At 42.2% G+C, this 12,585-nt stretch carries 12 protein-coding genes; all 12 read right to left on the bottom strand.

Features of this window, described 5'->3' with window-relative positions:
- Nucleotides 1–95 precede the first annotated feature (95 nt).
- Nucleotides 96–2,348, bottom strand: coding sequence for a hypothetical protein (locus ACW9JV_RS01565; RefSeq protein ID WP_457330674.1), 2,253 nt, complete (start codon nt 2,346–2,348; stop codon nt 96–98).
- 397 nt (nt 2,349–2,745) lie between these two features.
- Complete coding sequence (locus tag ACW9JV_RS01560) at nt 2,746–3,096, bottom strand: hypothetical protein (protein ID WP_457330672.1); 351 nt, start codon at nt 3,094–3,096, stop codon at nt 2,746–2,748.
- 275 nt (nt 3,097–3,371) lie between these two features.
- The gene (locus ACW9JV_RS01555; RefSeq protein ID WP_457330670.1) at nt 3,372–4,103 is read right to left on the bottom strand and encodes a metallophosphoesterase; all 732 of its coding nucleotides are present in this window, start codon (nt 4,101–4,103) and stop codon (nt 3,372–3,374) included.
- Nucleotides 4,060–4,449, bottom strand: coding sequence for a metallophosphoesterase family protein (locus ACW9JV_RS01550; RefSeq protein ID WP_457330668.1), 390 nt, complete (start codon nt 4,447–4,449; stop codon nt 4,060–4,062). Before ACW9JV_RS01550 ends, ACW9JV_RS01555 begins: the two co-directional genes overlap by 44 nt.
- Nucleotides 4,450–4,451: 2 nt before the next feature.
- A complete protein-coding gene (locus tag ACW9JV_RS01545) occupies nt 4,452–5,837 on the bottom strand; it encodes a fibronectin type III domain-containing protein (protein WP_457330666.1) in 1,386 nt (461 codons plus the stop codon).
- Nucleotides 5,731–6,141 (bottom strand): hypothetical protein, encoded by a 411-nt coding sequence (locus ACW9JV_RS01540; RefSeq protein ID WP_457330664.1) that lies wholly within the window; start codon nt 6,139–6,141, stop codon nt 5,731–5,733. Before ACW9JV_RS01540 ends, ACW9JV_RS01545 begins: the two co-directional genes overlap by 107 nt.
- An 83-nt stretch (nt 6,142–6,224) precedes the next feature.
- Entirely contained in the window at nt 6,225–6,758 is a 534-nt protein-coding gene (locus ACW9JV_RS01535) for a hypothetical protein (protein WP_457330662.1), read from the bottom strand.
- Between the two features lie 873 nt (nt 6,759–7,631).
- Nucleotides 7,632–8,780, bottom strand: coding sequence for a DegT/DnrJ/EryC1/StrS family aminotransferase (locus ACW9JV_RS01530; RefSeq protein WP_457330660.1), 1,149 nt, complete (start codon nt 8,778–8,780; stop codon nt 7,632–7,634).
- 2 nt (nt 8,781–8,782) lie between these two features.
- Nucleotides 8,783–9,823: an NAD-dependent epimerase gene (locus tag ACW9JV_RS01525; protein WP_457330658.1), complete on the bottom strand. Its 1,041-nt coding sequence runs from the start codon at nt 9,821–9,823 to the stop codon at nt 8,783–8,785.
- Nucleotides 9,824–9,850: 27 nt separating this feature from the next.
- The gene (locus tag ACW9JV_RS01520; protein ID WP_457330656.1) at nt 9,851–10,459 is read right to left on the bottom strand and encodes a sugar transferase; all 609 of its coding nucleotides are present in this window, start codon (nt 10,457–10,459) and stop codon (nt 9,851–9,853) included.
- A complete protein-coding gene (locus ACW9JV_RS01515; protein ID WP_457330654.1) occupies nt 10,449–11,318 on the bottom strand; it encodes a sulfotransferase family protein in 870 nt (289 codons plus the stop codon). Before ACW9JV_RS01515 ends, ACW9JV_RS01520 begins: the two co-directional genes overlap by 11 nt.
- On the bottom strand, nt 11,315–12,460 hold the full coding sequence (locus ACW9JV_RS01510; RefSeq protein WP_457330652.1) for a glycosyltransferase family 4 protein: 1,146 nt from the start codon (nt 12,458–12,460) through the stop codon (nt 11,315–11,317). The genes ACW9JV_RS01515 and ACW9JV_RS01510 overlap by 4 nt, the downstream gene beginning before the upstream one ends.
- Nucleotides 12,461–12,585: the final 125 nt, after the last annotated feature.

Genomic DNA, 12,585 nt, shown 5'->3' with positions numbered 1-12,585 from the left:
GGCCGTTCAAAATCGACTAAAATGCTACCTCACCACTCGACTAAACCCTGGAGGGACAGGCACTACATTATGCTCTTCCATAAGGACAGCATCTATCACTTCTCAAGTCCGCATTGGCCAAGATTACAATCAAGGGTGATTTCTACTTCATCCGATACTTCGGAATAAAAGGTTCCGTCGGTTGCATACATGACGGCTGTATACGGCACATCTTCATCAAGATCATTAATATCCAGTGAAATTCTGCCACGGTTAATAGTAGTTTCCGTGGTCATAGAAGCCCCTCCCGTTTCTTTTGTTAAGGATTCACCTCCTAAATCAGCACTTTTTTTGTAGTAAAGTTCATAGCGGTCCGCCGGGTGATTAGTGGCATTTGAAATGGGATCAAAGTCTATATAAGTTTGGTCGTCATATTTCGTTAAGTTCTCCACTTTAAACTCTTGGAATTGATGATGTCTATCAATATAGTCATGGATGGCACCCTGTAATTCTGAAACCGTGTCATAGCTTGCATCTTTAAGGATCGCATCCGCAATGATGGTTTTTTCTTCAGAATCTAATCCTTCATATTCTGATAGATTTAAATTTAACGCGTCCTCCTGATTCGTTAACTGATTTATTACTTCTTCAGTATCAGAAGCATTATTTATCGCGTTTAGGGAGTTTATGACATTATCCAATACGGATTGAACATCGCCGGCATTATCTACCGGTGTTTCAGAAATATTCTCCAGATATAGGTCCGCATGTTCTGTGATGAAATCACTGGCATCAAGGATCTCTGGATCACCCACCAGTTCCGCTAATTCATTTACGGTCTGTTCTAAGTCGCTTGCATTATCTGTATTGTTAATGTCGCTTATCGCCTCCTCCATCTTTTTATTCTTATTGACTTCATTCAATATCGTTTGGATATCACTAGGTGTCTTTACGGGATCATCTTTTATGGCAAGTACGTAAGACTCGGCATAAGCAGACTGAAAGCTATTGTAATCAAGGATATCTGGATCGTTAATCTTTTCTGCTAAAGCATATATTTCAACTTCCAAATCATCCTTATTGGCTTCATTTACATCCGCTATCCTATCATTTATCACTTGCTGGTCATTTACTGTTTCTAAGATGGTTTGAACATCTTTCGCTGATTCTGCTTCCTCATTGTTTAATGCTTCTTCATATAAGGCTGCATTGTCTTGAAGATACGTTGTCATGTCCAATATGTCGGGGTCGTTCACCATTTGTGCCAACGAGTCAACGGCATCCTCCAGATTTTCACTGCTTGCTTCATTCACATTTTTCACTGCTTCTTCGTAGGTCTGTTCTTCATTTACATTCTTCAACATGGCCTCTACTTCTTCGGCTGTGGTTGCTTCTTCTTCGTTTAACGCGTCAACATAAGCAGCTGCATTATCCGGTTCAATATAAGTGGTGTCAAGCACTTCTTCGTCGTCTACTAGATTCGCATAAACCTCTAAGGCTACTTCTATATTTCCCGTGCCGGCTTCATTGACAGCTTTCAGCGCTTCTTCCAGTTCCCGCTCTTTATTCACCGACTCCAGTAAGGACTGCAGAGCTTCCGCTGTAGCAACATGTTCATTATCCAGCGCCTCCATGTAGGCTTCGGTGTACTCCGGAAAATAACTGTCCCTATCCAACACTGAGGCATCGTCCACCTCTGCAGCTAAGTTATTTACGTTTTCTTCTAAATTTGTTTTTATGGATTGATTCACTGCTCGAATAAGGACAGCCTTCGACGCGGCTCCACCCGACACTTTTCCTTTCGAAGATTCAGCGATGTGCTCCACTTCCCCGGGGCCGTTTACCGCCACATCCGTATCAGCTTCCAGCTCTTCAATCTTGCTGTCAGCTTCTAAAGTAAGATTGCTTTGCTCTACTTCATCGGCTACATGAACGTTTTTAAAAGCGCCTTTTAATACAACGTCAGAACTTGAGATAACTACTTCTTGTGTAGTGCCTTCATTTTCAAACCGCGTGCCATCGTCATCCTGGATATTCACCTTATGGAGCGTACCTTCATTGATAAAAGTGGAGGCAGCAACGTTTTCCACATTTGTTGTTCCTGTCACTTCAATGTTGGAGCCTACGTGAACATCCGCATTCGGAAGATTGACATTCAAATCACCCTGGATTTGAGACGCAGAGGAACTAAACATTTCCAACACGCCTTCTTCATCTGAAGTAAAGGCCAGGTCCCCTGTCACGGAATAACCATGAAAATCAATGGATAATATACGCGGAATGTTCAGTGTCGTTTCACTAGCAATATTGTCATGTAAAACAATAACTCCCACGTTTTCATTCTCTACAGCTTGCTTAAATTCTTCCACACTTTCCACGGTTCTGGTTCTATCACTATTCCCGCCTTATTCCACTCCTGTGGTTTTCGAACGAGCCTTCACCATGCAGGCGGCTTTCACCGCACACGGCGATCCGTCAGCAATTCTCTCTATTTTATTTCCCTGACTGAACGATAACAAGGTGAGGTTAAAATGAGGTTAAACAGTATGAAATTTTTCACTTTGCTTCATCCCCAAAAGACATCTTTTCTTGTCGATTTTGTATAACGAACCTTACCCATACAGGCGGCTCTCACCACACACAGCGGTTCCTCAATAATTCTTTATTTCATTTAATCCGATAGATTTCTATGTATGATTTCGTGAGAGTTTAAAAAGAGAGCTCAACCTCTGTTGAGCTCTCTGCGTCATTCTTCAAAAATAGATGTTATTTCTTCATCACGTTTATATAAACTCCATACTCATATTCACCACTGTTAGCACTTCCACTTACATTCATAACTACACCAGTGGTGTCAGTGTTTTCAATGGTATAAGTACCATCACTACCTGAATAGTCATAGCCGTATTCTGAGTGAAGATGATTAAGAATGTCCTGCATGATGCCTGCCTGTACTTTTTCATCCTCAATTTCGTAATCTCTTACTACATCGAAACCTTCTATCTTTCCATCCGAGATTTTTGCAAACACCTCCTTTTCTGATTCCACGTATGCTAAATAATGGGATGGTTCCATTGTCGTGGAATCAAAATCAAACTCTGCTTCCAGCTGATCCATGACATCAGTACTTTCACCAGGATAGAAATTTTCAAAAACAAACTGTTGAAAATCTGAGATCGTTTCTACCGTTTCACTATTCCCGCCTTATCCCTTTTCTTTTTACGGGGTTCGAACGAGCCTTCACCATGCAGGCGGCTTTCACCGCACACGGCGATCCGTCAGCGATTCTCTTTTTTTTATTTCCCTGCGTGAACCATATCAAAGTAAGGTTAAAATGAAGTAAAACAGCTGAAATGTGTATATTTTATCGTAGTTACTCGTCATTTTTGGTTTTATGGTGTTGTTATGGTTTCCGGATCTGCACCATTTATATACTCGATTTCTTGTATGTTGTCTGCCCCTTTTAACTCAGAATTATCTCCATCAATAATCACTTTCGCTGCTTCTGTTTCTTTAAAATCGATGACCGCACCATCTTTTTCGGGTTTTATCGTTATCGTTGCACCCTTTAACCCGGCACCATGAAATTCTGCGTAGTTTCCAGTAAATACAATTCCATTCTTTACTTCGAAATCGGCATCAAATGTAAGCGACACACTCGGTTTATGAACCAACAACCTATCTGTTTCGGTATCTTTGAAATTGTATGATCTATCAGGAGCGGCAGCATCATCTTCTTCTCCCTGTTTTTGTAATTCGAAAGTGTCGATTTGTTCATTATCTATCGAGTATACTTCTCCGTGTAGCTTGTTGCCATCTATTTCGATAGAGGTAAATACCTGCTTATCCTCATCATATAAGACATCCGTATAATCATAGTTCTGAGCCGGATAAAATTTAGGGCCGGCGGATCCGCCAATGATGTACTGGGATCCTGATCCATCTGTTTGTACCTGCCCGTCCTCCATCAAATGCGATTTCATGTACGCATGGTCGTGTCCAGTTAACACTAAGTCTACACCAAGTTCTTCAAGTACCGGAGCAAACGTATCTGCCGTAGCATCTGTTCCAGTCAGAGGATTACTGGAATATGGAGAACGATGGAACATAGCAATATTCCACAATGTATCGGAGTTCTCCACCTCCCTGTCGCAGCCATTCCTGCTGCTCTTCCATGTCCTGCACACCAAACTCTGAGTTCAACATGATAAAGTTAGCATTTTCGTATTCAAAGGAATAAACGAATTGTTTTTTCCCTTCAGGTCCATTTTCAGGGTAAGGGAACAAGGTATTGAATGTATTTTCACCATCCCCGTATACTTCATGATTCCCGAGTACTGACATGAAAGGAATAGTCGTTGATAAATCCTGGGACGCATCTAAAAAGTAATCCCATTGATTGGTGTTACTTCCGTCCTCCACAATGTCGCCACCGTGGAGAGCAAACTTTGTATCAGGAAACTTTTCCATGCCTAATGAATATAATTCTCTCCAGATCTCAAAACCCTCTTTATTTGTGACTGGGTGTCAGTAAAGAACAAAAAGTTAAATGGATGATCAGCGCTGGCTTCTGTAGTAAAAGTACTTTCCTCACTCCAGCCATCGTTTGTACCATCGCCCACCCGGTATTGATACGTAGTGCCAGGGGTTAATCCTGCTGCCTGCGCCCGGTGAATCGTCATTTCTCCTGTATCATCGGAAAATAATTCACTTTCTCCTTCAAAACGCTGGACAGCGCTGCTTTCGAATCCAGAATTTTCTCCTTCAGGAACCACTTCTACAACAGATTCTTGATACACTGTTCCCGTACGCCACGTAAAATGCTGGGTTGTTTCAGGATCCTCCGTCCACGTCAAAACAATATTCTCCGGTTTTCGGCTGCCTAACTGAGGAAGGATTTCGATAGACTCGACCTGGCTCACAAGTTCTCCTTTACTAGCCTGGATATCAAGTGGAATCTGTGAAAGGGTCAGAAAATCCGTGGTCATTTCTCCGTTTACATCTGTTGTCCCAAAAAGTGAATTCCACTCCACTTCCTGCACGTCGTCTGCCGGTACATGGTAATATCGCTGCTCTCCATTCGGCATGAAGATGCGATAGTAATGAAAGCCTTCGTAGGAATAATTTGCGAACGGCAAATACGTTCCGGTCTCGACCTCTTGATACTTATCCCCAGCTACTCCGCTGTCTCCTTTATATATATGTGTAGGATTGATGACTTTAAGCAGCTTGGCGTCATTTGTGATTTCAATTTCCGCCCCTTCCACTGGGTTTCCTTCCTGATCCTCCACCACGATTTCACTCGTCGTATTTACCGATTTTCCCTCTATGGACAAGACCAATGGCTGGGCAATGCCCGCACGAAATGGCTCAGCAAAAAAGGGTGCCGTTCTATTGGACGAATCTGCATAAGAAAAGGAACCCTGGGAGAGTTCAAGTGCAGCTTCGCCGGAAGTATCAATTCCTAATTGAAATGTCACCGCAGCCAACACTTCGTTTTCATCTGTTTCTATATCATCCAGATTATCCCAGTTTAATTGGATCTCACCGTTGTCCGGGTTCACTTCGTTTACAGTTGTCTTATCTCTAAACTTCTCTGAGATATTTACCTGAATGCCATCTGTTTCTTCAATTCCATCTTTTAACGTCAGTAATTCCGGATCATAGGACAATTGCATCTCTGCTCCATCTAAAGAATCCAAATGACTCATTGTCAATTGAACATCAAATGTGGACCCGGCATATGCCTGTTCAGGACCTTCCCATTGAAACGAAGGTCCCCCGGAGGAAATCTGAAAATCCCAGGTATGAAATTGATGGTTTTCCCTCTTTATCGAATACTTCGATATACGCCTCATGTAAACCATCTGATAATGGTGATGCCGGTGTATACGATATTTTTCCCGTTGACGAATCATAGGAGGGGGTGACGTTTTCCCCATCGATCGTCATGACGATATTATCCGGATCTATTCCGGATCCCCCTTGATTATCTCCAGCAACAGCACTGATTTCCGGCTGATTGGAAGTCGCAGGTTCTTCATTCGGTTGAAAATTTTCTATAGTCGGATTGGTTACATCGTCATCAAAATCATCATAGACGGCTTGGATATTGTCCACATAAATCGAACCTGCTGTTTTCGCATCGTCATCCGTTGCCATATACCTTACAGCCAAATCTAAACGAAAAGGCGCTTCCCAGTCCGATGGTATATCCGTCTCTACGTATTTCCACCCTTTCCATGTCACTCCGTTTGGATAAGCAGACGTATAGTTAATATTAAAATTTTGCCCATTTGCATCATATAACTGCTGCCGCAGCCAATGCTTGTTGCCGTCCCCATAAATCCCATACCTATTTTCTCTGGATTGTCTGGAATTTCTATCATGCTATCCTTAGAAGCGTAGACACCAGACGTTCCCTGTGTTCCAATAAAATCATAATCCAATTGAAGGGCACTGCTGCCAAATCGGACGGTATCATTTGTCAGCAGCGCATCAACAGAATTATATCTTGCACCGGTCGCTTTCCAGGTACCAATTCCATCTTCAAAGTCTTCCAACACAATATAAGGCTCTGTTTCTTCGTTATTTGATGGCTCTGTTTCCTGTTCTTGCTGATCCGGCGCAGCTTCATTTTCCTGTGGAGCTTCCAATAGATTTAAGTCAGAAGCGCTTGCCGCTGTATTTGTTGTAATCGCGGCAGCCGGGGATAATAATGTAAAAATCAGCGCGATGGATAAAAAGGTATGTAACGTTTTTCTCCTTCCATTGCTCATTTCACCCGATTCTCCTTTTTTATGTGCTCCAACACAATGTGATATGGGGCTGTATCAGAAAGTACAGCCCTTTTCCTGTGAGAAAGAAAATGTAACCGAGGCAGAAGCGGAAGGCGGCGACGCCTGCGGGAAGAGCAGCAGCCGAAGATCCCATCAAACGGCGGTTTTACCGTTTGATGTAGCTGAGGCGCTGCCCGCGGCAAGCGTCCGCCTGCAGCGGATGCCTCGGCATGTAACGGGCTTTTGATACAGCTCCGGCAACTCTATTTCCTTACTCTGACTCTGCTACAAGATAATGTCCCCTTCGATTGACATGCCATCAAAACTGATATCTGATCCTTCCAGCTCTGAAGCATCTACATCACCTTTTACGGTTATGCCGGAGAAAGTCAACGATCCTGAAGCTGATCCGGTAATGATAAGGTTTCCTTCCACTGCTGCGTTTTCTAGGCTGTCCACGTCTGCTGTCAATTTAACCCGAACATTCGAATCATACGTCCCTCCAAATTCATTTGGTGAAACCTCGATGGTGTCTTCGCCATTCCCGTCTTATACCGCTCTCCGCGGTTTTCGTACCGGGCCTACACCGCACAGGCGACTTTCACTGCATACGGCGTTCTGTCAGCAATTCTCTATCTTGCATTTATTTCCCTACCTTTATTCAAACACGATAGTATTAATCCTGCGTGGCGGTATTATTAATTAAATGTTATAAAATTTTAAAAATTGTAAACTTAAAACAAAATATGATTGGTACGATGCTTGTTTTCTATGTTCACCCATCATCATAAAAATGCTCCCCTTCAAGGTGAAACAGATTTTGTACCTCATCTGGTTCGCCTTGAAGGGGAGCACATTAGGAGTAAGCACACTCTAAGCCTTCAACGCAGCAAGCATTTTCTGTATGACTCGTTCTTGATCTTCTGCCTCCATATTCGAACCAGATGGCAGACACATGCCGTATTCAAACAGTTTATCAGAAACACTGTCATCCTCCTGAAAGGGATAATACCTGTATTCTTCAAACAACGGCTGACGATGCAGCGGCTTCCACACGGGACGGGCTTCAATGTTATCCTCTGCCAATGCTTGAATGATGGCTGTACGGTCTATTCCGGTTTTGTCAGGATCCACAGTAAGTGCCGTGAGCCAGCGATTGCTGTGTGTGCCGGGGAGTTCAGGCATAAAATCTATTCCATCTATCTCTCCGAGAGCTTCCTGATAACGGGTGAACACGTTGCGGCGCTGCTGGACCCGCAGGTCAATCGCTTCGAGCTGCGCGCGACCGATGCCGGCAACGATGTTACTCATCCGGTAGTTGAAGCCAACTTCGCTGTGCTGATAATGGAGTGCCGGATCCCGGGCCTGGGTCGACAAAAACCGGGCTTTCTGAATCATTGCCTCATCATTGCTTGTCAGCATCCCACCGCCGGATGTCGTAATGATTTTATTGCCGTTAAAAGAAAAAATACCGAACGTGCCGAAAGAACCGCTTTTGCGTCCATCATATTCGGAACCGAGGGATTCTGCGGCATCTTCAATCATTGGGACATCATACGTCTCGCAGAGATCAGCCAGTTCTTTCATTTTCGCACTCTGCCCGTACAAATTCACGACAATAACGGCTTTTGGTAGATGACCTGTTTTGTCCGCATCACGCAACGCCCGTTCCAATGCTTCCGGTGCCATATTCCAGGTATCCGGCTCGGAATCGATTAAAACCGGTTCTGCTTTTTCGTACAAAATAGGGTTAGCGCTCGCCACAAACGTCAACGAGGAACAAAACAACGTATCTCCCTGCTGCACATCCAACAACCGCAGTGCCAGATGAATCGCAGCCGTACCAGAACTGACAGCAGCCGCATGATCCACTCCGACATAGTCCGCGAGCTCCTGTTCAAATGCACCAACATGATTGCCAAGCGGAGCGATCCAGTTTAAATCAAAGGCTTCTTTTATGTAATCCTGCTCGTTTCCTGTCATATGGGGTGACGATAAAAATATCCGTTTCGTTGAACTCAATATTAGTCACCTCCAATCTTGGATGAGAGTGGAAGGCTGATGTTGTAATACGTTGTATACCAATCTACAAACTGTTTTAATCCTTCATCCAAACTTGTTTTAGGAGCAAATCCTACAGCGCCATGGAGCGGGTCAATATCTGCATACGTCGCTTCTACATCTCCAGGCTGCATAGGTAAAAACTCTTTTTCAGCTTCCACGCCAAGATGCTTCTCCAGTGTGCCGATAAAATCCATCAACGTTACCGGCTCGTTATTTCCGATATTATAAACACGATAAGGAGCATAACTACTTGCGGGTGAAGGATTCAACCTGTCCCAGTCTGGATCTGATTCCGGAACATGATCCAAGAGGCGGGTGACTCCTTCCACAATGTCATCAATATAGGTGAAATCACGCTGCATCTCCCCATGATTGTATACTTGAATAGGGTCACCATTAACAATTTTATTAGCAAATTTAAAATAAGCCATATCTGGTCTTCCCCACGGCCCATAAACGGTAAAAAAGCGAAGACCGGTCGTAGGAAGATCATACAAATGGCTGTACGTATGCGCAAGCAGTTCATTGGACTTTTTCGTTGCTGCATACAAACTGACTGGATGGTCAACACTATCCTCCGTTGAAAAGGGCATCTTTACATTTGCACCGTAAACAGAGCTGGAAGAAGCATAAATAAGATGCTCTACTTCAAAATGTCTGCAGCATTCTAGTATATTGGTAAAACCAACAACATTTGATTGAATATAGACATGGGGGTTTTCAAGACTGTAACGAACGCCAGCCTGTGCTGAAAGATGAACTACCTTTTCTACACTATGGTTCTCAAATACATAAGTAACTTTCTCATATTCAGCCAATTCTATATCATAAAATGTGAATTTATCATAAGTTGTTAAACGTTCCAGACGTGTATTTTTTAATTCTACGTCGTAATAATCATTTCGATTATCAACCCCAACAACATAATACCCTTCGTCTAGTAATTTCTCCGCTGTGAAAGCACCAATAAACCCTGCCGCACCTGTAACTAGAATTGCCATAATAGCGCTCCCTTTTTACTTCCTTTGTTATGTGGTTATAGTCTGTATTATATATCTTAAATCTTTCATTAAAGAATAATTATAAATATATTCTTTATTTAATTGTACTTTGTGCGGATATATAACTTCTCTATTATAATATTCAGGATCGTTTTGTTCAGCTAGGAGTTCCTCTTCATTTCGATAATACAATGTAGCCGGGCCTGTAATGCCGGGCCGGATATTCAAAATAATCCGGTTTTCTCCATCTAACAAATCAGCATATCCAGGTACATCCGGACGGGGACCGACAAAACTCATTTCTCCTTTTAATACATTCCATAGCTGAGGAAGTTCATCCAGCTTCCACTTGCGAAAAATCCGTCCCGACTTTGTGATACGCATATCACTGCTTGTTGTAACGGTGGATTTTTCCGATTCAGCCGGTTTCATTGTTTTTATTTTAACAACCTTGAAGACAGCACCATTTTTCCCGACTCTATTCTGCTTAAAAAAACCGCCGCTTTTAGTTTCTATAGCAGCTGTCAGATAACAAAGAACGATGATCCATGATGTCATAATTAAACCAAGTAAAGAAAAGGTAATATCAAAGCATCGCTTCATTACTTTCTCACTTAAAGATAAATCAGACTTCATATTGGTGCTGCTCCATCATAGGTTGGACTATGGCATTAATGTTTGCCAATAAATCTTTTTCCTCTAAGGTATTCACACCACGACCAACGCTTTTCGTACTTATATCTTGCGTAATCTGCTCCAGCTTATCATCCGAAACGTCTATATTTAAGAAAGAACAGATGTTTTTCATATTTTGCACAGGTTCAGCTACAAAATCTTCATAATAAATGGTGTGATATTGAGAAGAAGGGATGAAATTCTTAAAAGCACTTGTAGCTTTTTCTACGCTTGCTTTCCACTGATAGGCACAAACTTCCTCCAAGGATTTATTCTTTAACTGCTCACTTAACCCTGTGAATTGAGGTCCCCATGAAGCTAACCTGTTCTCTTGTGATGCCAGCTTATACAGCCTGTTTAAAAAATACTTAAATCCGTAGTAAGGCAAGTCACTTTTGGGCACAAACCTCATCTTTTCGCCGATATATTCCGTATCCAATGGTGCTTCCCATCGCTTTTTCGCCGACTCCACGACGTCTCTACCGTCACGGACAATGTGAAGATATTTAGCTTCGGGCACGACACGTTGAACATATTCTACTCTTAACGAATTGGCACACGTTTTTTCTACCAAGTAGTCAGCATTGGTCTCTTCTGCCATTTCATCGAATTTCTGACGTATGTAGGTTTGGACTTTAGGTTTAGCCATATCGGAAGTGAATTCATCTGTCTTATTCCTTACGTTGTGATGGCGCCATATGTAATTTATTTCATCACAAGGCCACGTTTGGACACCAGAAATTTGAGTTAACGTGTCCCGCAACATGTTGGTCCCCGACCGTCCGGCACCAATAATGATGACTGGTTGATATTGCTTCAACTCATGCTCCCCCCCTCTTCTATTACGCCTAGACTCCTGTATAAATTTAAATACTTTTCCGTGATCACTTTAATATCAAAATGTTCTTCTACATATCGTCTGCCTGCTTCACCCATCTCATTTCGCAGCTTCTCCGAATGAAGAAGCTTTTCTAAACTATTAACAATACTGGCGCTATCTTTTATCGGTACTAAAAAGCCGGATTCATCTGGAATTACAGCTTCTTTGCAACCAGGGGAGTCTGTAGTGATAACTGGCACAGAACTAGCAGCTGCTTCCAGAATAACACGCGGCACACCTTCTCGATAACAAGATGGCAAAACAAAGATATCTGTTTCCTGTAACGTTTCCGGTACATTTATAAATCCTAAAAATGAGATGTTACCCTTGTCGGTCTCTTTTTTTATATACTCTTCGTCAACACCATCAGGATGAGAAGGATCAAACTCACCCGCTAACTGTATATTTACACTAGGATGTCTTTTCACAATTTCATTTGCTGCATCAATATATTCTTTTATACCTTTGGACCATAACAAGCGGGCTACCATCAAGACATTAATAGCGGAGTTATCTTTCTCAAAATCAACTCTTTTATACTTTTTTAAATTAACTCCAGAACTAATAATTAATTCTGATTTCTCCTCTTCAATCAAACCGTTTTCTAAAAATAAATCACGATCATCTGTATTTTGGAAAATTGTCTTATCGGATAATGAAAGGCACCTTTTATAAGCGATCCTTGTTAATTTATTTAAGAAACCACGTTGTTCAAAAGAGTTACCGAGACCAGTCAGTGTGTTTACAACAACTGGTTTTTTATTAAACAATAAAGCAAGATTGCCGTAAATTATCGGTTTGGCGTGAAAGTGGTGGACAAGGTCGGGTTTATACTTTCGATATAGCCGGATAAGCTGCAGGAGAGTTCTAAAATCTTTTACCGGAGACAGTCCACCACGTTTAACATGAAGTTTTTTTACGTTTGCCCCGATTTGTTGTAAACGAGCTGCATACGAATCTTCAGTCGTAGCGATAACTACTCGCCAGCCTAATTCTATGAAATGTTTTATGAGCAGTTCTCTAGAATTAGTCAGAGCAAATCCTCGGTTTGCTATAAACATAACAGTTTTAATTTGCACCATGATTAACCTCAAACCCTTTATATTAGATTCCTATAATTTCGATTATCCCTTCACTCTTTAAGGCGAATTACGCATAACCAAAAACGCCGTACATTGCTAACTATTCAACGTGAAGATTACTTGAA

It is taken from the genome of Salibacterium sp. K-3, from assembly GCF_054052005.1.
This window is presented reverse-complemented; position numbering and strand designations above follow the sequence as displayed.